Origin of the sequence: Streptomyces sp. NPDC056373 (assembly GCF_042262425.1) — a bacterium.
In the GTDB taxonomy this organism is placed as follows: Bacteria; Actinomycetota; Actinomycetes; order Streptomycetales; family Streptomycetaceae; genus Streptomyces.
Genome location: NZ_JBHJPX010000026.1, coordinates 29,630 through 54,683, shown reverse-complemented (window position 1 = coordinate 54,683; position 25,054 = coordinate 29,630). Strand labels below are relative to the sequence as shown.

Below are 25,054 nucleotides of genomic sequence, written 5' to 3'. Positions count from 1 at the left end.
CCCCGGGGGATGCGGTGTCACCGGGTCGGGGGAGGGCTGCCGGTGCGGAAAACGGGCTCCTCGCCCTTCGTCAGCAGGCCCCGGTACGCTTCAGATATGAGTGCTGTTCCTCGTTCCGAAAAGCCGGTGGGCCGGTTCCGGCGCATGCTCGACCGGCTCTCCTCGTCACAGGAGGACCTGGAGTCCGAGGAGCTGCGGGAGGACACCGAGACGGCCGGCTGTATCCGGATCGGAGACTGTCAGGACCGCCAGATAGTGACGGTAACTGGTACCTTGCGCACGGTCACCCTTCGGCCGCGCGCAGGAGTCCCCGCCCTGGAGGCCGAGCTGTTCGACGGCTCCGCCGCGCTGGACGTGGTGTGGCTCGGCAGGCGCTCCATCGTGGGGATAGAGCCCGGACGCAAGCTGATCGCGTCGGGCCGGATCTCGATGAGCCGGGGCCGCCGGGTGCTGTTCAATCCCAAGTACGAACTGAGACCCCTCGGACGGGAGTAGCCGGTGACGTCGCTCGACAAGCCGACCGAAGAGACATCTGCGGACGACGCCCGGGCGGTGACCGAGGCCGCCCTGTTCGAGGCGTTCGGCGGCGTGCGGGGCATGGTGGAGACGGTGCTTCCCGGTCTCCTCTTCGTCACCATCTTCACGATCAACAAGGACCTCCACATGTCGGCGATCGCGGCGCTGGCCGTGTCGCTGGTGCTGGTCGTGGTCCGGCTGGTGATGAAGGACACCGTCAAGCACGCCTTCAGCGGCGTCTTCGGCGTGGCCTTCGGCGTGGTCTTCGCGATGATGACCGGCAACGCCAAGGACTTCTACCTGCCCGGCATGCTCTACACGCTGGGGCTGGGCCTCGCCTACATCGTGACGACCCTGTGCGGGGTGCCGCTGATCGGGCTGATCCTCGGCCCGGTCTTCAAGGAGAACCTCTCCTGGCGCACGCGGAACCCGGGCCGCAAGAAGGCCTACGCCAAGGCCAGCTACGCGTGGGGCACGATCCTGCTCGCCAAGTGCGCGATCCTCTTCCCGCTGTACTGGTGGGCCGACACCACGCAGCTGGGCTGGATCCTGATCGCCCTGAAGATCCCGCCGTTCCTGCTCGCGGTGTACCTGACGTGGGTCTTCCTCGCGAAGGCACCCGCGCCCATCGACGTGTTCGCGGAGATGGAGGCGGAGGAGAAGGCGGCCGAGGAGCGGGAGCGGCAGGCCGCGGCCGCCCGGTCCGCCGAGCAGTGATCCATCCGCGCGCAGTGGTCCTCCCGCGCTGACGGAAGCCGACGGACGCCGGCGAGAACGGAAGGGGCGTCCCGAGTACTCGGGACGCCCCTTCCGCCGATTCGGCAGCCGCGCTCAGCCCGCCGCGTTCCGTCGTACCGACAGCAGGTCCTCCAGCTGTTCCTCGCGGGCCTGGGCGGCCACGAAGAGGAGCTCGTCGCCCGCCTCCAGGGAGTCCTCCCGGGAGGGCGTCAGCACGCGGTTGCCGCGGATGATCGTCACCAGGGACGTGTCCTGCGGCCAGTCGACGTCGCCGACCTGCGTGCCGGCCAGGGCCGACTCCTCCGGCAGGGTCAGCTCGACCAGGTTGGCGTCGCCGTGGCTGAAGCGGAGCAGACGGACCAGGTCGCCCACGCTCACCGCCTCCTCGACCAGGGCCGACATCAGACGCGGGGTGGAGACGGCCACGTCCACGCCCCAGGACTCGTTGAACAGCCACTCGTTCTTGGGGTTGTTCACGCGGGCGACGACGCGCGGGACGCCGTACTCCGTCTTGGCGAGGAGCGAGACGACCAGGTTCACCTTGTCGTCGCCGGTCGCGGCGATGACGACGTTGCAGCGCTGGAGCGCCGCCTCGTCCAGGGACGTGATCTCGCAGGCGTCGGCGAGCAGCCACTCGGCCTGCGGGACGCGTTCGACCGAGATGGCGGTCGGCGCCTTGTCGATCAGCAGGACCTCGTGGCCGTTCTCCAGCAGTTCGCCCGCGATCGAGCGGCCGACGGCGCCGGCTCCGGCAATGGCGACCCTCATCAGTGACCGCCCTCCTCTTCGGGACCCTTGGCGAACGCCGCCTCGACCTTGTCGACCTCGTCGGTGCGCATCATCACGTGCACCAGGTCGCCCTCCTGCAGCACCGTCTGAGAGGTGGGCAGGACCGCCTCGCCGAGCCGGGTCAGGAAGGCGACACGCACGCCGGTCTCCTCCTGGATCCGGCTGATCTTGTGGCCGACCCAGGCGGTGGAGGTGTGCACCTCGGCGAGCTGGACGCCGCCGGTGGGGTCGCGCCACAGCGGCTCGGCGCCGGAGGGGAGCAGACGGCGCAGCATCTGGTCGGCCGTCCAGCGGACGGTCGCGACGGTGGGGATGCCCAGGCGCTGGTAGACCTCCGCGCGGCGGGGGTCGTAGATGCGGGCGGCGACGTTCTCGATGCCGAACATCTCGCGTGCCACGCGTGCGGCGATGATGTTGGAGTTGTCCCCGCTGGAGACGGCGGCGAAGGCGCCGGCCTCCTCGATGCCCGCCTCACGCAGTGTGTCCTGGTCGAAGCCGACACCGGTGACCCGGCGGCCGCCGAACGAGGAGCCCAGCCGGCGGAAGGCCGTGGGGTCCTGGTCGACCACGGCGACCGTGTGCCCCTGTTGCTCCAGGTTCTGGGCCAATGCGGAACCCACCCTTCCGCAACCCATGATCACAATATGCATCGCGTCACACCGCGCTTCCTGCAGGCCCTCTGGGCTTCATGAATGTCGTGCTCATGTCTCTCTCTCGGCTCGCGAGGCATCATGTCGCGGCCTGCGTGCGGGCCGCCGGGCAACATCATGCCGGTGGAATCACGCCATGATGCCCTCCGGGGGCGGTGCCGCGTTCGGCCGCCCGACTCCAACGTATCCGCAAAGCCGAGGCCGTTGCCGGGGGCCCTGCCCGGCCCCCGGGCCGGGCAGGAGTCCGACATGAACCACGCGATCCGGAGCCGAGGGGCCGGCGCCGGCGGAGCCGGAGCGATCCGGGCAGCCGGGGCCACGAGCGCCTGGCCCGCCCGGGCTACACGTCCTTGCGGCGGCTGATGCTGCGCACGCTCGCCAGCGTCAGGATTCCGAGGGCGACAAGGGTGGCCGCGGCGCCGATCAGCTGGGCGGGGGTGTGCATGGGACCTCCAGGGGCGGCAACGGCCGGGAAGCGGACGGGGCTTTGTCATATAGGCATGTGAAACGGGTGACCTGCGGAATCCTCAGCCGCATGCGCCTCTGAATTCACTCGGAGAGCAGAGGGAACGCCGATGGGGGGTGGCGGGTGGGCGACCCCGCAATCGAACGCCTACGATCCTCTGTTGTGTCCAAACTGACCGACGTGCCCAAACGGATCCTGATCGGGCGCGCACTGCGCAGTGACCGGCTGGGCGAAACGCTCCTGCCGAAGCGCATCGCACTCCCCGTCTTCGCCTCCGACCCGCTCTCCTCCGTGGCGTACGCGCCCGGCGAGGTGCTGCTGGTCCTGTCGATCGCGGGAGTGACGGCGTACCACTTCAGCCCGTGGATCGCCGTCGCGGTCGTCGTGCTGATGTTCACCGTGGTCGCCTCCTACCGGCAGAACGTGCACGCCTACCCCAGCGGCGGCGGCGACTACGAGGTGGCCAACACCAACCTCGGGCCCAAGGCCGGCCTGACGGTCGCGAGCGCGCTGCTCGTGGACTACGTCCTCACCGTCGCCGTGTCGATCTCCTCCGGCATCGAGAACCTCGGCTCCGCCGTCCCCTTCGTGGTCGAGCACAAGGTGCTCTGCGCGATCGGCGTGATCGTGCTGCTGACCCTGATGAACCTGCGTGGGGTGAAGGAGTCGGGCTCGCTGTTCGCGATCCCGACCTACGTGTTCGTCGCCGGTGTCTTCACGATGATCGCCTGGGGCGCCTTCCGCGGACTGGTCATGGGCGACAGCATGCGGGCACCGACGGCTGACTACGTCATCAAGCCCGAGCACCAGGGCCTGGCCGGCTTCGCCCTGGTCTTCCTGCTGCTGCGCGCCTTCTCCTCCGGCTGCGCCGCCCTCACCGGCGTCGAGGCGATCTCCAACGGCGTCCCGGCCTTCCGCAAGCCGAAGTCGAAGAACGCCGCGACCACCCTCGCCATGATGGGCCTGCTGGCCGTCACCATGTTCTGCGGCATCATCGCGCTGGCCGCCGCGACCGACGTCCGCATGGCCGAGAACCCGGCCAAGGACCTGTTCCACAACGGTGTCCCGCTCGGCGGGGACTACGTCCAGAACCCGGTGATCTCCCAGGTCGCCGAGGCCGTCTTCGGCAAGGGCAGCTTCTTCTTCATCATCCTTGCCGCGGCCACCGCGCTGGTGCTGTTCCTCGCCGCGAACACCGCATACAACGGCTTCCCGCTGCTCGGCTCGATCCTCGCCCAGGACCGCTACCTGCCGCGCCAGCTGCACACCCGCGGCGACCGGCTCGCCTTCTCCAACGGCATCGTGCTCCTCGCAGGTGCCGCCGCGCTGCTGGTGGGGATCTACGGAGCCGACTCCACCCGCCTGATCCAGCTGTACATCGTCGGCGTGTTCGTGTCCTTCACGCTCAGCCAGACCGGCATGGTCCGGCACTGGAACCGCCACCTGGCCACCGAGAAGGACCAGGCCAAGCGCCGCCACATGGTCCGCTCCCGGGCCATCAACGCTTTCGGCGCCTTCTTCACCGGCCTCGTGCTGGTCGTCGTCCTCCTCACCAAGTTCACCCACGGGGCCTGGGTCGCCCTGCTCGGCATGGTGATCTTCTACGCGACGATGACGGCCATCCGGAAGCACTACGACCGGGTCGCAGCCGAGATCGCCGCCCCCGAGGGCCCGAGCGACGACCTCGTGCGGCCCTCCCGCGTCCACTCGGTCGTGCTGATCTCCAAGATCCACCGCCCGACGCTGCGCGCCCTGGCCTACGCCAAGCTGATGCGCTCGGACTCGCTGGAGGCCCTGAGCGTCAACGTCGACCCGACGGAGACCAAGGCCCTGCGCGAGGAGTGGGAGCGTCGCGGCATCGACGTACCGCTGAAAATCCTGGACTCGCCCTACCGCGAGATCACCCGGCCGATCATCGAGTACGTCAAGAGCCTGCGCAAGGAGTCGCCGCGCGACGCGGTGTCGGTGATCATCCCCGAGTACGTCGTCGGCCACTGGTACGAGCACCTGCTGCACAATCAGAGCGCCCTGCGGCTGAAGGGCCGGCTGCTGTTCACGCCCGGGATCATGGTGACGTCGGTGCCGTACCAGCTGCAGTCCTCCGAGGCGGCCAAACGGCGGGCCCGCAGGCAGCAGGACTGGAACGCGCCGGGCTCGGTGCGGCGCGGACCCGCACACGTGCGGTCGAAGGAGTCCTCCGAGCACAAGTCCTGAGGGATTACCCGACGGGACGGCTCGAAGGACCCCTCCGAGCACAGGCCCCGAGGGGACGGCTCGTGTGAAACGGCCGGGCGGCAGCCACGTAGACTGGTGGGCTGTTGTCCGGCCGTTTCCGTTCGGCCCTTCCCCCTCACGCGTTTTGGAGTCACCCCGCCATGCAGGCAGAACCGAGGAAGTCGCTGGTGGGGGAGGAGTACGAGGTCGAGGTCGGCCCCGTCGCCCACGGCGGTCACTGCATCGCCCGTACGTCCGAGGGCCAGGTGCTGTTCGTACGGCACGCGCTGCCCGGGGAGCGGGTCGTGGCGCGGGTGACGGAGGGCGAGGAGGGCGCGCGGTTCCTGCGCGCCGACGCCGTGACGGTGCTGGACGCCTCCAAGGACCGCATCGACGAGCCCTGCCCGTTCGCCGGTCCCGGCCGCTGCGGCGGCTGCGACTGGCAGCACGCCAAGCCCGGAGCACAGCGTCGCCTGAAGGCCGACGTCATCGCCGAACAGCTCCAGCACCTGGCCGGGCTCACCCCGGAGGAGGCCGGCTGGGACGGCACGGTACTGCCCGCCGAGGGCGACAAGGTGCCCGCGGGCCAGGTCCCCGCGTGGCGCACCCGGGTCCAGTACGCCGTCACCGCCGACGGCCGGGCGGGCCTGCGCCGGCACCGCTCGCACGAGGTGGAGCCGATCGACCACTGCATGATCGCCGCGGAGGGCGTCAGCGAGCTGGGCATCGAGAAGCGGGTCTGGACGGGCATGGACTCCGTCGAGGCGATCGCGGCGACGGGCTCACAGGACCGCCAGGTGGTCCTCACCCCGAAGCCGGGCGCGCGCCTGCCGCTCGTCGAACTGGACCGCCCCGTCTCCGTCCTGCGCGTGGACGAGCGCTCCGGCGGTGTCCACCGCGTCCACGGCCGCCCCTTCGTCCGCGAACGCGCGGACGGCCGCACGCACCGGGTCGGGGGCGGCGGCTTCTGGCAGGTCCACCCGAAGGCCGCGGACACCCTGGTGACCGCGGTCATGCAGGGCCTGCTGCCGCGCAAGGGCGACATGGCGCTCGACCTGTACTGCGGCGTCGGCCTGTTCGCCGGTGCCCTCGCCGACCGCGTCGGCGACCAGGGCGCGGTCCTCGGCATCGAGTCCGGCAAGCGGGCGGTGGAGGACGCGCGGCACAACCTCGCGGACTTCGAGCGGGTGCGGATCGAGCAGGGCAAGGTCGAGAGCGTGCTGCCGCGCACGGGGATCTCGGAGGTCGACCTGATCGTCCTGGACCCGCCGCGGGCGGGGGCGGGCCGAAAGACGGTGGAGCACCTGGCCTCGCTGGGGGCACGGCGGATCGCGTACGTGGCATGCGATCCGGCCGCGCTGGCGCGGGACTTGGGGTATTTCCGTGAGGGTGGGTACCGGGTGCGGACGCTTCGGGCGTTCGATCTGTTTCCGATGACGTCGCACGTGGAGTGCGTGGCAATTCTCGAGTCCGCAGCAAAGGGCCTCTGACCTTCTGATTTATTAATTCCACAGGTTGCGGGCGGGTCGTGCCGACATGTTTCCGCAGGTCCACCGTGTGGAGCGTGCTGCGGGTTCCCGCCACGTGTCTCACCTGCGGTTTCGCAGCGGGGGCGTGCGCCGAGAACACTCCGTAAGGGACGGGTTCGGGAAATGCCCTGACGCTCGTTCGACGCTGTTTCTGACGGCGCGTGAGGTGGTCGTCCTGGATCAGCTAGCGTGGGTCGATCGACTTGTCGGGCTTGACCTGCCGAGCAGCGCGTCGGCCTCGAGGTTCCATGGGGTGAGGTGCCGTCCAGGGGACGGGGAAGCTGGTCAGCCTGGGGCGGGCGCGTGGGCGAGCCGGTCGAGGGCTGGGGTGATGTGACCGGTCCAGGGCCAGTGCCGGGCCAGGCGGAGGATTCACCGACGGCCGGTGGTGACGAGCTGTCCGGCCGTGGTCAGCAGGCGAGCCGCAGTCGGCGAGGCTCCCAGAGCGGTGGCGATGTGTGCGGACTGATTTCCTGGTGCCGGTCTCGCTGAGCGCAGGGCAGGGGCCATGGACCTGTCCGGCGGCTGGCTACCGTTCCAGGAATGCGAGCGCCCGCGGGACGAATCTGTCGTGGTACTGGAAGATCCCTCCGTGTCCGGCGTCGGGGTAGAGGGGTTCCAGTTCGCCCTGGGGCAGCCGGGCCGCCAGGTCGACGGTGTTGACGCTCGGGATCATGCGATCGCTCTCGCCGTTGGCCACCAGGACCGGTTGGTGGATGCGCGACAGATCGGCCGGTGCCTGGCGGCCCCAGCGGTGGATGGCCTTCAGCTGGGCGCGGAACGATGAGAGCGAGATGGCTTTGTCGCGGTCGTTCGTGCGTTCCTTCAGCCGGTCCAGGAAGGCGTGGGCCGCCCGGCGGCCACCGGCGGTGTCGGTGAAGAAGAGGTACTGCTTGGGGTCGTGGCGGGTCAGGACGGCCTTGACAGTGTCCTTGATGGTGAGGCTTGTGACCTTGTCGATGCCGGGGCCTCCGGCGGGTCCCGTGCCCGCGAGGATGAACTTGCGTACAAGATCGGGTTCTTCTGCCGCGATGACCTGGGCGATGAAGCCGCCCATCGACAGGCCGAGCAGGTCAACCCTGTCGTACCCGAGGGCCCGGATGAACAGCACGGTGTCGCGAGCCATCGCCTCGATCGTGTCGGGTGTGGAACCGCCGGACGCGCCGACGCCGCGGTTGTCGAAGGCGATCACGGGGCGCCGGGCGGCGAGTCCGTCGACGACGCGGGGATCCCAGTTGTCCAGGACTGCGGACAGGTGGTTGAGGAGGATCAGGGGTACGCCGTCGTCCGGGCCGAGACGCCGGTAGGCGAAGGTCACGCCACGCACGGACACGGAGCGGTTCGGCGTGTTCTTGTACGACATCGGGGCGGGTGAACTGGGCGGTGTGCTCATGGCCGGGTCCTTAGGTGGTGTGGCGGGGGAGTGGGGTGTGCAGGGTCTTGTTGCTGTCGGAGGTGACTGGCGCCTGGGACTCGTTTTCACCCTTACGTCATCGCGACGACGACTTTGCCGGCCTTCGCCCGTCCCCTCTCGACGTATTCCATGGCCTGGAGGGTTTCTTCGAACGGGAAGACGCGGTCGACGACGGGACGGATCTTCCCGGTGTCGATGAGGGGGGTGAGTTCGCGGAGTTGGGCGCCGCTGGCCTTCATGAACAGGAAGGCGTAGGTGACGCCGAGGCGCTTGGCCTGGCGCCGGGTCTTGGCGCTGAGGGCGGTGATGGCCAGGCGCAGGAACGGGTTCGCGCCGAGCTCGCGGGCGGTGGCCGGGTCGGGCGGGCCCGCGACGGAGATGGCCTGGCCGCCGGGCTTGAGGACGCGCAGGGACTTGGCGAGGTCCTCGCCGCCGAGGGAGTCCAGGACGACGTCGTAGCCGTGGAGGATTTCGGTGAAGTCCTGTGTGCGGTAGTCGATGACTTCGGCTGCGCCGAGTTCCTTGACCAGGTCGACCTTGGCGGTGCTCGCGGTGGTGGCCACGTATGCGCCCAGTGCCTTGGCCAGCTGGACGGCGATGGAGCCGAGGCCGCCGGCTCCCGCGTGGATGAAGACCTTCTGGCCCGGCTGCACGCGGGCCCGCTCGACCAGTGCCTGCCATGCGGTGAGGGCGACCAGGGGGAGGGAGGCGGCCTCGGCCATGGTGAGGGTGGCCGGTTTGGGCGCCAGGTCGTCCTGGTGGACGGCGATGAGTTCGGCGAAGGTGCCGATGCGGTCCTTGTCAGGCCGCGCGTAGACCTCGTCGCCCACGGCGAAGCGGTCGACGGACGATCCGACCCGGACGACGGTCCCGGCGAGGTCGTTGCCCAGGACGAGCGGGAGACGGTAGGGCAGGATCGCCTTGAGGTCACCGTTGCGGATCTTCATGTCCAGCGGGTTGACGCCCGCCGCGTGGATCTTGACCAGGACGTCGCCGGCACCTACCTGGGGGTCGGGTGCTTCGGCGGCGCGCATCCCGGCCTGGTCGCCGTACTTCTCGACCATGAAAGCCTTCATCGTTGTCTCCGTTCCGTTTCCCGTCCGTGAAAGGCCGGGGTCTCGCTCGCCCCGGGCTTCTCCCGGCACGAGACAGCTGTGTTGCGCTCCTGGCTGCGGCGTGGGCGCATCCCGTCCTCAGCCGCGTTCAGCCATCAGGCCACCGGCACGACGGGGGCGGTGACGCGGTCGGCGGCGCCTCCCTGGAGGCGGTCCAGGGTGGCGGCGATCCCTTCGTGGGGCACGCCGAGCGGCACCGCGCTGACCTCGGCCAGGCGGGTGTACTGCTCGTCGGTCAGCTGGACGTCGAGGGCGCCGAGGTAGCTGTCGAGCTGGGAGAGACTGCGTGGGCCGATGATCGGGACGAGCGTGGCAACGGAGCGGGCGGCGCGCTCGCGCACCCAGGCCACCGCCACCTGGGCGGGCGTCACGCCGGTCTCCTCGGTGATCGCCAGGACGGTGTCGACGACGGCGGTCTTCTGGCCGGTGCTCTCGGTGTGGATGACCATGCCCAGGTCGCTCAGGCGCCCCTCGGCGGAGCGGCGGTACTTGCCGGTGAGCAGTCCGCCGCCGAGCGGGGACCACAGGGCTGCGCCGAGCCCGAGGCTCTCGGCCATGGGCAGGAGCTCACGGTCGGCGGTGCGCTCGACGAGGCTGTACTCGTGCTGGATGCCCACGATCGGGGCCCAGTTCTTCAGGTCCGCGAGGGTTACCGCACGCGAGACGCGCCAGGCGGGGAAGTTGGACAGCGCGGCGTGGTGGATCTTGCCGGCGCTCACCAGGTCGTCGAGCCCGCGCAGGAGTTCCTCCATCGGAGTGAGCTCGTCGGGGAAGTGCACCCACAACAGGTCGATGTAGTCGGTCCCCAGGCGCTTCAGGCTGGCCTCGACCGAGGCGACCGTGTTCTTGCGGCTGTTGCCGGTCTTGGAGATGTCCGGCTGCGGGGCGGCGCCGAGGGTGAACTTCGTGGCCAGGACGAAGTGGTCGCGGTCGGCGGAGACCAGCTTTCCGGTCAGTTCCTCCGACTCGCCGAACTGGTAGCCGTCCGCGCTGTCGAGAAAGGTGCCGCCGGCCTCGGCGAACCGGTCGAAGATCCGCCGGGCCTCCTCGGGCTCGGCGCCTGCGCCCCAGCCGGTGCCGAAATTCGCGGTGCCGAGCGCGTACTCGGAGACGCGCAGTCCGGTCCGGTGGCCGAAGGTCGTGTAGCGCATCAGACGTCCTTGCTTGAGGGGTGTGAGGGTGGTCGCGCCGGGGGGGAGGGGTGAGCGTCAGTCCGCGTTCGGCTGGGGTGCCGCGAACAGGCTCTGCTTGACGTACCGGCTGGTCTCGTCGGCGAGGATCTCGGGCAGGCCGGTCTCGATGCCGTCCAGGGCCTGGGCCGCGACGTCGGCGGCGGCGACCTTCTGATCGGCGGGCACGCCGGCGGCCATGTCGGTGTCCATGTAGCCGACGTGCAGCGCCGAGACGGTGATCCCGCGCGGTGCCAGCTCCTCACGGGTCGCGTCGCTCAGCGCCCAAGCGGCGGCCTTGGACGCGGCGTAGGAGCCGAGTCCTGCCGGGTGGAACCAGGACAGGGCGGACAGGACGTTGAGCACGGCGCCGCCGCCGTTGCCCTCGATGACGGGGGCGAAGGCGCGGGTCGCGGCGAGCGGGCCGAAGAAGTTGGTCTCCATCTCCCGGCGCACCTCAGCCACGTCGCCTCGCATCAGCGTCGCGCCGGTGGAGATGCCCGCGTTGTTGATCAGCAGTGTCGCGTCGGACGCCAGGCGCGCGGCCTCTCGTACCGACGCCTCGTCCGTGACGTCCAGCCGCAGCGGGATGACGCCCGGCACATCGACCGTCTCGGGGCGTCGGGCCGCACCGTACACCTTCGCGCCGCGCTCGACGAGCTGGGCGGCCAGGTGCCGCCCGAAGCCCCGATTGGCGCCGGTGACGACCGCGACGGCTTTCTTCAGTTCCATGTCCACTCCTGGTCGGGGCGGGCGCCCACGGCCACCCGCAGCTTTTTAGATTATGAAGACAATCTAAACACGGGTCTATGATAGATGCCAGTCGACATCCAAATGGGAGGCGGTCATGGGCCGCGTATCGCAGGCGCAGGCGGAGGAAAATCGCAGGCGGGTGGTGGACACCGCATCCCGGCTGTTCCGGGAGCAGGGCACGCAGGTCAGCGTCGCCGACCTGATGAAGGCGGCCGGTCTGACCCACGGCGCCTTCTACAAGCAGTTCGCCTCCAAGGAGGCACTCGTCGACGAGGCCACCGCGCACGCTTTCGCCGAGCTCGCCCAGCGCTACAGCGCCGGGCTCGAGCGGCACGACGGGCAGCGCGCCGCTGCCCAGCAGGCGCTGATCGACGCCTACCTCTCCGTCGAGCACCGCGACGCCCCGGCGGACGGCTGCCCGGTCGCCGCGCTCGCCACCGACATCGCGCGCGAGGGCGGGGGGCGCGAGGCCCGTCGCGTCTACGCCGAGGGGGTGGCCGACTTCGCCGATTTCCTGGCCGGTGACGACCAGGACGGCATCGTCCGCCTGTGCACCCTGTTCGGTGCGCTGGTCCTGTCACGGGCCACCAAGGGCTCCCCGCTCTCCGGGGAGATCCTCGCCGCCGCGCACGCAGCCTTGACTGAAGCAGGCTGATCACGGGTGCGGTGGCCGCGTCGTGGCAGCCGTCCGGTCCCCGGGAAGTGACGAGCCGGTCGTCATGACGCTCGTTTGACGCTCTTCGCACATGGCGAGGGAGGCAGAGAGCTGACGTAGCGCTCTGACCTGGTATGTCACAGCATATGCTCAGGCCGACATATTTCCGATGACGCATCATGTGGAGTGCGTGGCGGTGCTGGAGCCTGCGGCAAAGGGCCTCTGAACTTCGTCTTCTCTGGCGGGCCCGGCCCTTGACGGTACCTACCGACCTGTTTCCGGGTGTGCATGATGTGGAGCCTGCCAGGTGACTGGCGAGCGCCTTTGACCTGCGGTTCTGTGCATGGCCATCTTGGATGAGGGATCCGCGGCCTGATCTTCGCGGGGGTGGTGAGAAGTCATCTCGACGCTCATCTGACGCTGACCCTGACGGGGTGTCAGCGCAATTGACCCGTTGTTCACGCCCGCTGGGTCCGTCCGCAGTCAGTTGTGCGGTGGCGGTGCCTGTGCTGCGGTCAGTTGTGTCGCCAGGGCGGTGAGGCGTTCGGCCAACGCGCCGGGGTGGGATCTCGTCATTGCGGTGAGTTCGATGGTCGCCGTCGCGTGGCGGAGTGGTCTGAACCGGACGGCGGGGTGTGACGCGGACGCGGTGGCTGGTACGACGGTGACGCCGAGGCCGCACTCGACCATGGCGATCTGTGAGGTCACCGACCGTGCCCAGTGGTTGGGGACGGGGCTGAAGCCGGCTGCTCGGCACAGGGCCGCCATGGCGTCGTGGTAGTCGGGCGAGATATGGCGGTGCAGCCACACCCATGGAGCGCCCGCCAGGTCCGCCAGGTCCAGGGAGCCGGAGGCATCGGCGGCTGGATGGGAGACCGGCAGGGCGGCGACGAACCGGTCCGCGTAGAGCGGAGTTGCCGTGGTGCCGCGTACGGGGGCGGTCTGGCGCACGATCGCCCAGTCGAGTGAGCGGTCGAGGAGCCCTGCCGCGGCCTCGTGGGTGTCGATCTCCTGAGTGCGGATCTCGACGTCCGGCAGTTCCTTGTGAAGCTGCTCCAGTACGAGCGGCAGAGGCCAGGAGAAGGCCGAGGTGACGGCGCCCAGGCTCAGTCGTCCGCCGCGCCCGGTGGCGGCCTGCCGGGCGGCGGTCTCGGCTTCCTCGGCCTGCCGGATCAGGGTGCGGCAGTGGTCCAGGAACACGGCTCCGGCGGGGCTGAGCGCAGCCGACCGCTGGGTACGGTGCAGCAGTTGACAGCCGACCTGCTGTTCAAGCTGCTTGATCGCCTGGGACAGCGGTGGCTGGGACATCTGCAATCGCTGCGCCGCGCGGCCGAAGTGGAGTTCTTCGGCGACCGCGACGAAATAGCGGGCCTGCCGGATCTCGACCATGATTCGCACAGCCTCTTACTGACAGAGGAAATCAGACCTTCCGAATATAGCTGGTCGCTGTTGAAGTGGAAGCCATGAGCAACTCATCTCTCCTGGACCGCTTCGCGGCGCTCGACTCCGCCGCGGTCAGCGACGCGCTCGACCAGCTCGGGCTTCCCTCCGGAGTCGGTGGCATCCGACCGGCGTGGGGCCCCGCGGCAGTGGTGGGATTCGCCGTCACCGTGGGCCTCGAACCGCGCGCCGAAGGCCCGGCCGGAGCCCACATCGCCACCACGGCCATCGAGAACGCGGACGACCGGAGCGTGATCGTCGTCGACAACCAGGGCCGTACCGACGTGTCCTGCTGGGGCGGCATCCTGAGCCTGGGCGCTTCCCTTCGTGGTGTGCGCGGCGTCGTCGCCGACGGCGTGTGCCGCGACGTGGCGGAGGCCCGTGAGCTGGACTTCCCTGTGTTCTCGCGGGGGGCGGTCCCGGCCACGGCGCGGGGCAGGCTGCAGCAGCGCTCCACCGGCGAGCCGGTAGGCGTCGCCGGGCTCACGGTCGCGCAGGGCGACGTCGTCCTTGCCGACGAGACCGGACTCGTCGTCGTCCCGCGGGACCGGGCCGAGGAAGTGGCCGATCTCGCCACCGCGACCGTCGCCCGGGAGCGCGCCATCGCGGACGAGGTGCGCGCGGGCGCGCCCCTCTCCCAGGCCATGCACGACGCCCGCCTCGCCGGAGAGAAGGAGTCGGTCCGATGAGTGACCCCACCGCCACCTCGAACCTCGTCACCGACCTGTCCACCGCGTCGGTCTCCGACGCCCTCGACTCACTCGGGCTCCCCGGCTCACTCCACGGCATCGGCGCGCTGCGCCAGGGCCAGCGGACGGTCGGACCGGTCTTCACCGTCATCTACGAACCGGTCGACGAGGCCGGCGGCACGGTGGGCGACTTCCTGGACGACGTCCCCGCCGGCGCGGTGATCCTGATCGACAACGCCGGCCGCACCGACTGCACGGTGTGGGGCGGAATCATGAGCCAGGCCGCCCACGCGCGCGGCATCGCGGGCACCGTCATCCACGGCACCTGCCGAGACGTCGCCATCGCGACCGACGTCGACTACCCGATCTGGTCGGTCTCCCGGTTCATGCGCACCGGCAAGGACCGCGTCCGGGTGGCTGCGGTGCAGACGGCCGTCACCGTCGACGGCGTCCTCATCCGTCCCGGTGACATCCTCGTGGCCGACGACGACGGCGCCGTGGCCGTCCCGGCCGCCCGCTGGGACGAGGTCGCGGACATCGCCCGCCGTATCGACCGAGTGGAAGAGGTCATCGTCGAGGCCGTCCGCGACGGCGCCACACTCGCCGAGGCGCGTGCGCGGCACGGCTACCACTCGCTTCAGACCCCGAAGGACCAGCCCCGGAAGGACCCCTCGTGAGCACGCACGACCTCGCCCGCGGCCACTCCAGCGCGACCCTGTCCGAGGCGTCCGGACTGCCCGTGGCCCTGTCCCCCCAGATCCGGTCGCTGTGGGCCGGCGCCCGGCTGTGCGGCCCGGCGTTCACCGTGCAGGGCGCCGGCGGCGACAACCTCGCCCTGCACCACGCCGTACTGCGGGCCCCGTCCGGGTCGGTCCTGGTCGCCGACCTCGGCGGCGCTCGCTTCGGCCACTGGGGCGAGATCCTCACGGTGGCCGCCCAGAAGCGCGGGATCGCGGGCCTGCTCATCGACGGCGGCGTCCGCGACGCGGCGGAAACCGAGGCGCTCGGCTTCCCCATCTTCTCGCGCAACAACAGCATCCTCGGCACCCGCAAGGACTTCCGCGGCGTTCTCGGGCGCCCCGTCAAGGTCGGTGGCGTCACGGTCCACACCGGCGACCTCGTCGTCGGCGACGTCGACGGAGTCGTGACCCTCCCGGCGTCCGATACCGAGCGGATCCTCGACCGCGCCGACGCGCGCGTGGCCTACGAGAACGAGCTGATGAAGCAGCTTCGGGAAGGCCGCAGCACCCTTGACCTGTACAACAACTTCGAAGCTGCCGGGCGGTGACGACACCGATGACGGACAACCCGATCTTCGCCGTGGCCGCCCGGGCCGAAGCCCTCCGGGCACAGGGCGCGGACGTCATCACGCTCGCCGCCGGTGAACCCCAGGCGGCCAGTAGCGCCGCGGTGGTGGAGGCCGCCGTGGCCGCGGTCCGCGACCCCGCCACCCACCACTACGGGACGGCGCAGGGCGACCCCGCCCTGCGTGCGCTTGTCGCCACCACCGTCGCCGGTGACACCGGGCTCCCCTGGAGCGCGGACGATGTGCAGATCGCCCTCGGAGCGAAGCACGCACTCTTCCTCGCCGTCCAGGCCTTGACCGACGCCGGTGACGAGGTCCTGGTCGCCGCGCCCGGCTGGCCCGGGCACGCCGAGGTCGTCACCGCCGCCGGCGGTGTCGCCGTCCCGGTCGCCACCGACGAGGCGTTCCGGCTCTCGGCCGAGGCACTCGACAGCTGCCGTGGCCCGCGCACCCGGGCGGTGATTCTTTCCAGCCCGGGCAACCCCACCGGCGCCGTCCACCCCGAAGCCCGGCTGTGGGAGATCGCCGACTGGGCGCAGCAGCACGGCATCTGGGTCATCAGTGACGACATCTACCGGGCGTTCGACTATACGGGGGCCTACCAGTCGATCCTGCGGGTGGCTCCGCGGCTGCGTGGCGGTACGGTCGTCGTCGGCGGAGTGTCCAAGGAACACGCCATGACCGGCTGGCGCGTCGGCTGGCTCGCGGCGCCGCCGGAGGTCATCGCCTCGGCGCGACGGCACGTGTCCCGCACCATCACCCATGTCCCGACGGTCAACCAGCGGGCCGCCCTCGCCGCCCTGGGCGACACCGGCACCCCTGTCGAGGCCGCACGCGACTACCGCCGCCGGCGCGCGCTGCTGGTGGAAGCGCTGAACGGGATCGACGGCATCGACTGCCCACTGCCCGACGGCGGCATGTTCGCTTTCCCCGACGTCAGCGGACTGCTCCGCGACCGCGGCTGGACCAGCAGCGCCGACCTCGCCGCGTGGCTCCTCGACACGGTCCATCTCGCGGTCGTACCCGGCGAGGCGTTCAACGCCCCCGGACACATCCGGGTGTGCTTCGCTGTCGACGACGACACGCTGATCACCGCGATCGAGCGACTGCGGACCGCCTTCGGATCCACGGTGCATGAGACGGCCGCACAACAGCTGGAGGAGGTCCGATGAGCCCGGTGCGGAAGCTCGAACGCTTCACGCTCCCCCTGACCGTCGGCGCGACCCGCGTCGAGGTGTTGGGCCTCCACCGCGGTGGGACCGGCACGCCCCTGGTCTTCCTGCACGGCTTCGGCTCGACGAAGGAGGACTACGCGGATGTCGTCCACCAGACCGCGCTGGCCGACCGGCCCGTACTGGCCTACGACGCGCCCGGCTGCGGCGACAGCACCTGCGCGGACCTCGGCGCCGTCTCCATCCCCTTTCTCGTCTCCGTCGCCGAACGGGTCCTGGAGGCTCGGCAGATCGACCGGTTCCACGTCGTCGGGCACTCGATGGGCGGCCTGACCGCACTCATGCTCGGCGACGGCGACCCCGGCAGGGTCGCGAGCTTCACCAACATCGAGGGCAACGTCGCACCCGAGGACTGCTTCCTCAGCCGCCAGATCGTCACCCACGCCCACGACGATCCCGACGAGTTCCTGGCCCGGTTCGCCGAACGTGTCGGCGGCTCCCGCTTCCACGGTGGCGCCCTGTACGCGTCGAGCCTTCCCCACAAGGTCCGGGCCGCAGCGGTCAGAGCCATCTTCGAGTCCATGGTCGACCTCTCCGACCACGGCAAGCTGCTCGACCGGTTCCTCGGGCTTCCCGCGCCGAAGCTGTTCATGTACGGGGAGCAGAACAGCACGCTGTCCTACCTCCCCGCCCTGGCCGAAGGCGGCGTGGAGCTCGCCGAGATCGAGCACTGCGCCCATTTCCCGATGTACTCCAACCCGCCGCAGATGTGGGCCCGTATCGCGGACCTCGTCTCACGCGCGGACGCCGGCGCCTGACGGCTCGGGCCTCGGGACGACGTCGGCTGTGCGGGCGGCGACGTCCAGCCGCCACAGACCGCCACTGCGCGAACCGCGACGACCCCGTCGACTTCACCGTCGACGGGGCCGTCGCGTCGGGCCGAGCCCTGAGGGAAAAGGGTCCGGCCCGACAGCCTCCGCCTCGTGAGCAACCCGGCAGGCCGGCAGCGGGCGGTTCCCGGCCACCAGGCCACGGTCAGCCCTACGAGCGAGGCGGCGCAAGCGCACGCGAACCCCACTGACTCCACCGCCGTGGCCGGGCACGCGCGTCGCCCTGCGCCGCACCCTGCTCGGAGCACCGCCCCGTCAGGCTGCGGTGTGCGGTCCGTGTGGTCCGTGGGCCAGTGCAAGGACGTGTCGTGCGCGTTCCAGCACCGGCTTGTCGACCATCTGCCCGTCGACCGTGGTGACCGAGTCCCCGGCGCCGAGGACCGCGCGTGCCCACCGCACTTCCTCGGCCGAGGGGGCGAACCCTTCGGTCACGGGGAGGAGTTGGTACGGATGGACGCAGAGTTTGCCCGTGAAGCCCAGCCGTCGGGCGTGGGCGATGTCGGCGGAGAGCGTGTCCATGTCCCCTACGGCGGTGGTGACGCCGTCGACGGGCGGGGAGATGTCCGCCGCGGCCGAGGCGACGACCAGTCTGGAGCGTGCGTGGGCCAGGGCCGTGTGATCGTCCTGGGCGATGCCGAGTTGGGCGGCCAGGTCGACGTTGCCGAAGGCGGCACGGACGACGCCGGGTGTGGCGCACACCTCGCGCGCCCGTTCCACGCCCAGTGCGGTCTCGACGAGTGGGACGAGGTCGCACCGGCCGGCCGTCCGGGCAGCCAAGTCGGCCAGTACGGCGGAGTCCTCCGCCTTGGGCACCATGACCGGGCAGCCATGGTCGGCCGCCACCCGCAGGTCGGCCTCGGACCACGGGGTCCCAGGCGCGTTGATCCGTACGATCGCGCGGTTGCCGAGGGCGAGCCAGGCTGCGGCGTTGTCGCGGGCGCGGTCCTTCTCCTCGGCGGCGACCGCGTCCTCAAGGTCGATGATCACCACGTCGGCGCCGGAGGAGGCGGCCTTGTCGAAGCGGTCGGGACGGTGTCCCGGCACGAAGAGGAGGCTGCGAGCGGAGCGGATCGGGGTCATGCGAAGGTCACCTCCCCCTCGGCGTGTCGTTCCTCCCGATGGGTGGAGACGCGCAGTTCGGCGCGGTCGCCCCGGGGCGTGCCGCAGGCCACGAGGTGTTCGCCGGCGAACACCGGCCGACGCAGCCGGTACGACAGGGAGCGCACCTGCCGGTCGGGGGCGTGACGGCGGGCGAGTTCCAGCATCAGCAGAGCCAGCAGGGGGCCGTGGACGACGAGTCCGGGGTAGCCCTCCTCGTCCCGGCAGTACGGGGCGTCGTAGTGGATGCGGTGGGCGTTCGCGGTCAGGGCGCTGAATCGGAAGAGCAGGGCAGGGTCAGGGCGCAGGGGAAGCTGCCACGGCTCGCCCTCGCGGGGGCGGGCCAACTCGTCGACGACGGACGGGTGTTGTCCGGCGCTGCGTCCGGACCGGTAGACGATGTCCTGCTCCTCCACGAGGCAGGTCCGCCCGCGCTGGCGAAACTCGCGCCGCTCGGTGACGAACAGCATCTCCCCGGTGCTTCCCCGCTTGGCGGTCACGGAAGCTAGGGAGCTGACCCGTTCGGCGAGTTCGCCGAGGCGGAGCGGCTCGGTGATCGTGCAGCGGCCGCCGGCCCACATGCGCTGCCGTTGGGGTAGGGGCGGCAGGAAACGGCCGTTCGACGGGTGGCCGTCGGCGCCGAGTTCCTGCCCGGCGGGCCAGTTCAGGAAGTAGAGCCACTGCCACAGCGGGGGGAGCGGTTCACCGGCCTTGTGGGCGGGGTCGGGCAGGTTCAGGACGGCCGACAGGGCCGCCGCCGGGCCGGCGCCCAGCGGGTCCTCCTCCTCGACCGGCCCCGGAGTCCACGACTCCACGTAGGTGCTGAGCGGGGGTGGGGTGGGGTGCATCGTCCTTCTGTCCTTGAGGTCTTGCGTGCGGCTGGGCTGTGGTCAGGTGAGCGGTGCTGTCTTTGGCAGGGGACGGGAGCCGGAGGTCTCGGCGGCTTCCAGAAGCGACGTGCGGGACGGTTCGGGTACGAGGAGGGTGGCCAGGAAGGTCAGCGCGATGCACCCGGTGACGTACCAGAAGAAGACCATTTCGTGACCGCTGTCCTTGAGGCCCAGCGCGATGGGTTCCGTCATCCCGCCGAAGGTGGCGGTGACCAGGGCGTGCGGGAGGCCGACGCCCAGGGCCCGGACCTTGGTGGGGAACATCTCCGCCTTGATGATGGCGGCCAGGGCCGAGTAGCAGCTGACGAAGGTGAGGGCGATCGTCATCAGCAGGAAGGCGATCCACGGATTACCGGTGTGGCCGAGGACGGTCGTGATCGGGACGGTGAGCAGCATGCCGCCGACGGAGAAGACGAACATCACCGGGCGTCGTCCGACGCGGTCGGACAGATGGCCGGCCACCGGCTGGAGCACCATGTACACGAACAGGGCGGCGAAGCCGATGACGGAGACCGTCGACTTGGGGATGCCCGCCGTGTTCACCAGGTACTTCTGCAGGTATGTGGTGCAGGTGTAGAAGGCGACGGTGCCGCCGATGGCCAGCCCGAACACGGCGATCAGCTCGCGCGGGTACTCGGCGAACAGAGCCCGCACCCCCTTGCGCTCCCTGACGGCCGGATCCTGTACGGCGGCTTTCGCCTGTTCCTCCTGGAAGTGCCGCGACTCCTCCATGGCGCGGCGCAGGTACATCACGACCAGACCGGAGACAGCGCCGATCACGAAGGGGATACGCCAGCCCCAGCTCTGCAACTGCTCCTCGGTCAGCAGGTTCTGCAGCACGATCATCACGAGCAGCGCGGCGAGCTGGCCGAGCACGATGGACACGTACTGGAAGCTGGAGTAGAAGCCCCGTCGGCCGGGCGGGGCGATCTCGGCGAGGTAGGAGGCGCTGGAGCCGAACTCGCCGCCGACGGAAAGCCCTTGGGCGAGCCTGGCCAGCACCAGGAGAGCCGGTGCCCAGAGACCGATGGCGTCGTGGGAGGGGGTGAACGCGATGGTCAGCGAGCCGATGCTCATGAGTGTGACCGACAGGGTCAGTGCCCGGCGGCGGCCGTGCCGGTCGGCGTATGCGCCGAGCAGCCAGCCGCCGAGCGGACGCATCAGAAACCCGACGGCGAAGACGACTGCTGTGGACAGGAGTTGGGCCGTCGAGTTGCCCTTGGGGAAGAACACGGACGCGAAGTAGACGCTGAAGGTGGCGTAGACGAACCAGTCGTACCACTCGACGAGGTTGCCCGGACAGCCGCGTATGACGTTGGCGGTGACCCGGGTCGGTGCGGGGACGGGGGTGCTGGACTGCGACATGGGAAGCTCCGTTGCTCTTGTCGCCGGGGAGAGTCCTTGGGGGCCTTTCAGCGCAGGACGAACGGATTGCCGGTGGCCGCGCCGGTGTTGATCCAGACGCTCTTGTCCTCCAGGTACGCCGCGATGGCGCCGATGCCGTTCTCGCGGCCGATGCCGGAGTCCTTGAAGCCGCCGAAGGGCGTCAGGTAGCTGACCGCGCGGTAGGTGTTGACCCAGACGGTGCCGGAGCGGATGCGGTCGGCCATGCGGAAGGCGCGGCCGATGTCGCTGGTCCAGACGCCGGCGCCGAGGCCGAAGCGGCTGTCGTTGGCGAGGGTGACGGCCTCGGCCTCGTCGTGGAAGGGGATCACGGCGAGGACGGGACCGAAGACCTCCTCCTGGGCGATGCGCATGCTGTTGCGTACGCCGGTGAAGACGGTCGGTTCGACGAACCGGCCTCCGCCGTCCGCGGCCTTGCCGCCGAGGGCGAGCCGGGCGCCTTCGCGCTGCGCGATGTCGATGTAGTCGAGGACCTTGGCGTACTGGGCCGGAGTGGTGATGGGTCCGACCTGGGTGGCCTCGTCCATGGGGTCGCCCATCCGGGCGGTGCGTGCGAGGTCGACCAGGCGGCCCACGACCTCGTCGTGCACGCGCTGCTGCACCAAGAGCCGTGAGCCGGCGATGCAGGTCTGTCCAGTGGCGGCGAAGATGCCGGAGACGGCGCCGTTGACGGCGGCGTCCAGGTCGGCGTCGGCGAAGACGATGTTGGGCGACTTGCCGCCGAGTTCGAGGCTGACGTGCTTGAAGTCGCGTGCGGCGGCCTTGTTGATGTGGCGGCCGGTGGCGTCCGAGCCGGTGAACGTGATCTTGCGGACGAGGGGGTGTTCGACGAGGGCGGCGCCGACGTCCTGGCCGAAGCCGGTGACGACATTGACCACCCCGGGCGGCAGTCCCGCCTCGTGGAGGAGCCGGACCAGTTCGAGGGTGGAGGCGGAGGTGAACTCCGACGGTTTGACCACCACCGTGCAGCCGGCGGCCAGGGCCGGGGTGATCTTCCAGGCCAGCAGCAACAGCGGGGAGTTCCACGGTGTGATGACCGCGACGACCCCGACGGGCTCCTTCTTCGTGTAGGCGAAGTAGCCCTTCTTGTCCAACGGGGGGACGGTGCCCTCGACCTTGTCGGCGAGGCCGCCGTAGTAGTGGAACCACTGCGGCAAGTAGGTCAGTTGGCCGTACATCTCCGTGAACAGCTTGCCGTTGTCGCGGACTTCGGTCTCCGCGAGGCGGCGGGCGTTCGCGGCGAGGGTGTCGCCGAGCCGCCGGAGCAGCGAGCCGCGGGCGCTGGCGGTGAGCTCGGCCCAGGGTCCGCTGTTCAGCGCGTGGTGGGCGGCTCGGACGGCGTCGTCGACGTCTTCCGTGGTGCCCCTGGCGATCTCGGCCCATGGGGTGCCCAGGTAGGGGTTGTCGGTGGGGAACCATTCGCCTCCGCCGGGCTTCCGGCTCTCCCCGTCGATGAACATCTCGTAGCGCTGCATGGCGAGTCCCGTCGGCTAGAAGGTGCTCAGGCCGAGTGCGGCGCGGAAGGAGTTCTTGTTGGCGACGCCGTCGCGGGGCGGCAGAGCGCGCGGCGGCTCGTCGGTGGTGATCAGCACCTGTGCGTACGTCGTCGCCGCACGTGCCTTGATCCGCAGGGCGAGGTCTTCCGTCCGGCCGAGGTCGGTGATCCGCACGGCATCGCGGATGCCGAAGCCCTGGGCGACGGCCACGAGGTCGGTGCCGAGCCCGGTGTGGCTGGGCTGCATACCGGTCTCGCCGAAGTGGGCGTTGTCCAGCACCACAACCGTCAGGTTGTGCGGGAGTACGGCCCCGATGGTGGCCAAGGCGCCGATGCCCATGAGGTGTTCGCCGTCGCCGGTGATGGCGACGACCGGGTGGTCCGGCCGGGCCAGGGCGAGGCCGAGGGCGAGTGGGGCGGCGGCGCCCATCGCGCCCCAGAGGTAGAAGGTGCCGGGGCGGTCACCGGCGGCGAACACGTCGTAGCTGGGGGAGCCGAGGCCGGTGACGATCAGGGCGTCCTCGGGGAGGCGGCCGATCAGGTCGGCGACGAAGCGGCGCCGGTCGAGGCGGGGGAGAGTGACGGTCATCAGTTGCGCTCCCACTTCTTGCGGCCGATCAGCTTCTGTCCAAGGAGCACGGCGACGCGCTCACCGGCCTCGAACGCCGAGTCCAGGGCGGCCTCGACGGTCTCCGCGACGTCCTCAGGGGCGTCGGCCCGTAGGACGGTGATGCCCAGGAGTTCCAGGGCCTGCTGGGTGGTGCGGCCCATGGGGCCCTGCCACGGGTTGAACTCGGCGTACTCGCCGCGCATCGTCACCAGCGTGAGGAAGGGGAACCGGGCCATCTCCAGCAGGGAGAACATGTTGACGCAGTTGCCGACGCCGCTGCTCTGCATCAGCAGCACCGCCCGCTGACCGCCCAGCCACGCCCCGCTGACCACGGCGACGCCCTCTTCCTCGGTGGTCAGCACCACGTCATGGATGGCGGGGTCGCGTCGGGCCTCACGGATGGTGTGGGAGTGACCGGAGTCGGGGACGTAGGCGATCTGCTGGACTCCGCGCCTCTTCAGCGCGGTGAACACGTCCTCCTGCCAGGAGGGTGCCGGGGCATGTGTCTGGCTCATCCGTAGCGACTCCGCTGATCGGTCGGCTCGAGGTGCCACACATCATGGGCGCTGATGGATGAGATTGGACAATAGAAATACGTGATACCCGCATGCCTCGCTCGCATAGCGGGGAGCCGCGGGCCCGATGACTCGTGGTTCGGCTACGACCGTTCGCCCTCGCCGAGGAACGCCTCGACGAGCGGACCGGCCTCCGTGCGGCACTCCTCGAAATAGGCGTGGCGGGCGCCCGGAAACAGATGCGTCCGGGCGTCGGGGATGCGGGCAGCGAGCAGGGAGAGGTTGTCCGGCGGAGTGAGCCGGTCCTGGTCGCCGTGCAGGATCAGCGTGGGGGCGGTGATGAGGGAGAGGGCGTCCCAGGCATCGTGCCCGTTACTGGCGACCAGATGGCCGTGGCGGGCGTGCGGGGGCAGTCCGCAGCCCTGGCGCTGGTAGGACAGCGCGATGCCGTCCTGGGCGCGGGCGATGGCGGTCGACCGGGGGCCGGTGTCGTTCATGGAGGTTCCTTCGATGGTGTTCTCGGCATGCTTCGCGTCACTCGTCCTCGGCGGCAGCGTCAGTCCCCTTGATCCGGGCGGACGGCCATTTGCCCTGGGCCACCGCCGAGTTGATCCGGCGGACCAACTCTCGCGCGACGACCTCCACGGCGGGCGGGGTGCGCCCGGACCGCGGAGTGCCGAGGACGATCGACCGCCACACGTCGGGCTCGCTCAGCGGCGCGGCGCTCAGGATGCCCTGCGCGACATCCTCGGCGATGCCCACGCCGGGCAGCACCGTCCAGCCGTGCCCCGCCCGGACGAGCTGTTTCTGCACCCGCATGGAGTTGGTCTGCACGACGACGTCGAGGGCGGAGCCGGCGCGCACCGCCGCCGCGTCGATCAGCCGGCGCAGCGCATGTCCCGAGGCGGGCATGACGAGCGGATGTCCGGCCGCCTCCGCGAACGGCACCGGACGGTCGGCCCGCAGGCCGGCCGACGGCGGAGCGACCGCCCACAGGCGCTCGCGCACCAGCGGGTGGGCGTTGAGCGAGGGCGTGCTGTCCAGGTTGTAGAGCAGGGTCAGATCCAGGTCGCCGTCGTCGAGCCACTGCTGGAGGTGCCCCGAGTAGGCGGTCATCAGTCGAAGTTCGACGCCGGGATGGCTGCGGGCGACGGCGGTCACCAGCGGCTCGGAAAGCAGGTCGCTGGTGCTTTCCAACAGGCCGACGGTGACGATGCCGGAGACCTCGCCCGGGGCCGGTTGCACCTCGGCGCGGGCCCGCTCCAGCTCGTTCAGGGCCCGCCGGGCACGGTCGACCATGATTGCGCCCGCCTCGGTGGGCCGCATGCCCGTCCCGGTCCGCTCGAAGAGGTCGACGCCGAGTTCCTGTTCCAGGGTGCGGATCTGCCGGGTCACTGCGGGCTGCACCAGATGCAGCAGCTCCGCCGCACGCGTGACGCTGCCCACCTCGGCGACCGTGACGATCGCCTTGAGCTGCTTGATGTCCAAGAGGGGGTCTTCTTTCCGCAGCCATCCGGTGTGCGTATGGGGGTATCAC

The 25,054-nt window shown here is 70.3% G+C and carries 25 protein-coding genes and 1 pseudogene; 10 read left to right on the top strand and 16 right to left on the bottom strand.

Annotated elements, in window-relative coordinates; translation table 11 throughout:
* Positions 1-96 precede the first annotated feature (96 nt).
* The gene (locus ACFCXS_RS37340; protein ID WP_104781211.1) at positions 97-495 is read left to right on the top strand and encodes an OB-fold nucleic acid binding domain-containing protein; all 399 of its coding nucleotides are present in this window, start codon (positions 97-99) and stop codon (positions 493-495) included.
* Between the two features lie 3 nt (positions 496-498).
* On the top strand, positions 499-1,233 hold the full coding sequence (locus tag ACFCXS_RS37335; RefSeq protein WP_376647794.1) for a DUF3159 domain-containing protein: 735 nt from the start codon (positions 499-501) through the stop codon (positions 1,231-1,233).
* A 114-nt stretch (positions 1,234-1,347) separates the two neighbouring features.
* Here ACFCXS_RS37335 and ACFCXS_RS37330 read toward each other — a convergent pair whose 3' ends face one another.
* The gene (locus ACFCXS_RS37330) at positions 1,348-2,022 is read right to left on the bottom strand and encodes a TrkA family potassium uptake protein (RefSeq protein ID WP_053670967.1); all 675 of its coding nucleotides are present in this window, start codon (positions 2,020-2,022) and stop codon (positions 1,348-1,350) included.
* On the bottom strand, positions 2,022-2,693 hold the full coding sequence (locus ACFCXS_RS37325; protein WP_094053911.1) for a TrkA family potassium uptake protein: 672 nt from the start codon (positions 2,691-2,693) through the stop codon (positions 2,022-2,024). The genes ACFCXS_RS37330 and ACFCXS_RS37325 overlap by 1 nt, the downstream gene beginning before the upstream one ends.
* A gap of 628 nt (positions 2,694-3,321) precedes the next feature.
* On the opposite strand from ACFCXS_RS37325, the gene ACFCXS_RS37320 reads away from it, so the two are divergent.
* A complete protein-coding gene (locus ACFCXS_RS37320) occupies positions 3,322-5,373 on the top strand; it encodes an APC family permease (protein WP_376647793.1) in 2,052 nt (683 codons plus the stop codon).
* A gap of 161 nt (positions 5,374-5,534) precedes the next feature.
* Complete coding sequence (locus ACFCXS_RS37315; RefSeq protein ID WP_376647792.1) at positions 5,535-6,863, top strand: class I SAM-dependent RNA methyltransferase; 1,329 nt, start codon at positions 5,535-5,537, stop codon at positions 6,861-6,863.
* Between the two features lie 324 nt (positions 6,864-7,187).
* Here the strand turns inward: ACFCXS_RS37315 and ACFCXS_RS37310 are convergent.
* From ACFCXS_RS37310 to ACFCXS_RS37290, 5 genes and pseudogenes are all read right to left on the bottom strand, one after another.
* A pseudogene (locus tag ACFCXS_RS37310) lies at positions 7,188-7,348 on the bottom strand (IS1380 family transposase); the annotation flags it as partial.
* Positions 7,349-7,431: 83 nt separating this feature from the next.
* The gene (locus tag ACFCXS_RS37305; RefSeq protein WP_376647791.1) at positions 7,432-8,295 is read right to left on the bottom strand and encodes an alpha/beta fold hydrolase; all 864 of its coding nucleotides are present in this window, start codon (positions 8,293-8,295) and stop codon (positions 7,432-7,434) included.
* Positions 8,296-8,387: 92 nt separating this feature from the next.
* Positions 8,388-9,392 carry an NADP-dependent oxidoreductase gene (locus tag ACFCXS_RS37300; protein WP_376647790.1) on the bottom strand — a complete coding sequence of 335 codons (1,005 nt, stop codon included), beginning with the start codon at positions 9,390-9,392 and terminating at the stop codon, positions 8,388-8,390.
* A gap of 134 nt (positions 9,393-9,526) precedes the next feature.
* Positions 9,527-10,582, bottom strand: coding sequence for an aldo/keto reductase (locus ACFCXS_RS37295; RefSeq protein ID WP_376647789.1), 1,056 nt, complete (start codon positions 10,580-10,582; stop codon positions 9,527-9,529).
* Positions 10,583-10,639: 57 nt separating this feature from the next.
* Positions 10,640-11,332 carry an SDR family oxidoreductase gene (locus tag ACFCXS_RS37290; RefSeq protein ID WP_376647788.1) on the bottom strand — a complete coding sequence of 231 codons (693 nt, stop codon included), beginning with the start codon at positions 11,330-11,332 and terminating at the stop codon, positions 10,640-10,642.
* A 115-nt stretch (positions 11,333-11,447) separates the two neighbouring features.
* Between ACFCXS_RS37290 and ACFCXS_RS37285 the strand changes: the two genes are divergently transcribed.
* The gene (locus tag ACFCXS_RS37285) at positions 11,448-12,008 is read left to right on the top strand and encodes a TetR/AcrR family transcriptional regulator (protein ID WP_376647787.1); all 561 of its coding nucleotides are present in this window, start codon (positions 11,448-11,450) and stop codon (positions 12,006-12,008) included.
* A gap of 483 nt (positions 12,009-12,491) precedes the next feature.
* Here ACFCXS_RS37285 and ACFCXS_RS37280 read toward each other — a convergent pair whose 3' ends face one another.
* Positions 12,492-13,397, bottom strand: coding sequence for a LysR substrate-binding domain-containing protein (locus tag ACFCXS_RS37280; protein ID WP_376647786.1), 906 nt, complete (start codon positions 13,395-13,397; stop codon positions 12,492-12,494).
* A gap of 74 nt (positions 13,398-13,471) precedes the next feature.
* Between ACFCXS_RS37280 and ACFCXS_RS37275 the strand changes: the two genes are divergently transcribed.
* The 5 genes from ACFCXS_RS37275 to ACFCXS_RS37255 are packed head-to-tail and all read left to right on the top strand — an operon-like array spanning position 13,472 to position 17,433.
* Positions 13,472-14,137 carry an RraA family protein gene (locus ACFCXS_RS37275; RefSeq protein ID WP_376647785.1) on the top strand — a complete coding sequence of 222 codons (666 nt, stop codon included), beginning with the start codon at positions 13,472-13,474 and terminating at the stop codon, positions 14,135-14,137.
* Positions 14,134-14,814 carry an RraA family protein gene (locus tag ACFCXS_RS37270; RefSeq protein WP_376647784.1) on the top strand — a complete coding sequence of 227 codons (681 nt, stop codon included), beginning with the start codon at positions 14,134-14,136 and terminating at the stop codon, positions 14,812-14,814. The genes ACFCXS_RS37275 and ACFCXS_RS37270 overlap by 4 nt, the downstream gene beginning before the upstream one ends.
* Positions 14,811-15,425 carry an RraA family protein gene (locus ACFCXS_RS37265; protein WP_376647783.1) on the top strand — a complete coding sequence of 205 codons (615 nt, stop codon included), beginning with the start codon at positions 14,811-14,813 and terminating at the stop codon, positions 15,423-15,425. Before ACFCXS_RS37270 ends, ACFCXS_RS37265 begins: the two co-directional genes overlap by 4 nt.
* Complete coding sequence (locus ACFCXS_RS37260) at positions 15,422-16,615, top strand: aminotransferase class I/II-fold pyridoxal phosphate-dependent enzyme (protein WP_376647782.1); 1,194 nt, start codon at positions 15,422-15,424, stop codon at positions 16,613-16,615. Before ACFCXS_RS37265 ends, ACFCXS_RS37260 begins: the two co-directional genes overlap by 4 nt.
* Complete coding sequence (locus tag ACFCXS_RS37255; RefSeq protein WP_376647781.1) at positions 16,612-17,433, top strand: alpha/beta fold hydrolase; 822 nt, start codon at positions 16,612-16,614, stop codon at positions 17,431-17,433. The genes ACFCXS_RS37260 and ACFCXS_RS37255 overlap by 4 nt, the downstream gene beginning before the upstream one ends.
* 327 nt (positions 17,434-17,760) lie before the next feature.
* On the opposite strand, the gene ACFCXS_RS37250 is transcribed toward ACFCXS_RS37255, so the two are convergent.
* From ACFCXS_RS37250 to ACFCXS_RS37215, 8 genes are all read right to left on the bottom strand, one after another.
* Positions 17,761-18,585, bottom strand: a complete 825-nt coding sequence (locus ACFCXS_RS37250) for an HpcH/HpaI aldolase/citrate lyase family protein (protein ID WP_376647780.1) — start codon at positions 18,583-18,585, stop codon at positions 17,761-17,763.
* The gene (locus ACFCXS_RS37245) at positions 18,582-19,451 is read right to left on the bottom strand and encodes a hypothetical protein (protein WP_376647779.1); all 870 of its coding nucleotides are present in this window, start codon (positions 19,449-19,451) and stop codon (positions 18,582-18,584) included. Before ACFCXS_RS37245 ends, ACFCXS_RS37250 begins: the two co-directional genes overlap by 4 nt.
* Positions 19,452-19,493: 42 nt before the next feature.
* Positions 19,494-20,858 carry an MFS transporter gene (locus ACFCXS_RS37240; RefSeq protein ID WP_376647778.1) on the bottom strand — a complete coding sequence of 455 codons (1,365 nt, stop codon included), beginning with the start codon at positions 20,856-20,858 and terminating at the stop codon, positions 19,494-19,496.
* Between the two features lie 47 nt (positions 20,859-20,905).
* Positions 20,906-22,372 carry an aldehyde dehydrogenase gene (locus ACFCXS_RS37235; RefSeq protein ID WP_376647777.1) on the bottom strand — a complete coding sequence of 489 codons (1,467 nt, stop codon included), beginning with the start codon at positions 22,370-22,372 and terminating at the stop codon, positions 20,906-20,908.
* A 15-nt stretch (positions 22,373-22,387) separates the two neighbouring features.
* Positions 22,388-22,981: a thiamine pyrophosphate-dependent enzyme gene (locus ACFCXS_RS37230; protein WP_376647776.1), complete on the bottom strand. Its 594-nt coding sequence runs from the start codon at positions 22,979-22,981 to the stop codon at positions 22,388-22,390.
* The gene (locus ACFCXS_RS37225) at positions 22,981-23,517 is read right to left on the bottom strand and encodes a phosphonopyruvate decarboxylase (protein ID WP_376647775.1); all 537 of its coding nucleotides are present in this window, start codon (positions 23,515-23,517) and stop codon (positions 22,981-22,983) included. The genes ACFCXS_RS37230 and ACFCXS_RS37225 overlap by 1 nt, the downstream gene beginning before the upstream one ends.
* 143 nt (positions 23,518-23,660) lie before the next feature.
* Entirely contained in the window at positions 23,661-24,014 is a 354-nt protein-coding gene (locus ACFCXS_RS37220) for an alpha/beta fold hydrolase (RefSeq protein ID WP_376647774.1), read from the bottom strand.
* Positions 24,015-24,051: 37 nt separating this feature from the next.
* A complete protein-coding gene (locus ACFCXS_RS37215; RefSeq protein WP_376647773.1) occupies positions 24,052-25,005 on the bottom strand; it encodes a LysR family transcriptional regulator in 954 nt (317 codons plus the stop codon).
* Between the last annotated feature and the right edge of the window lie 49 nt (positions 25,006-25,054).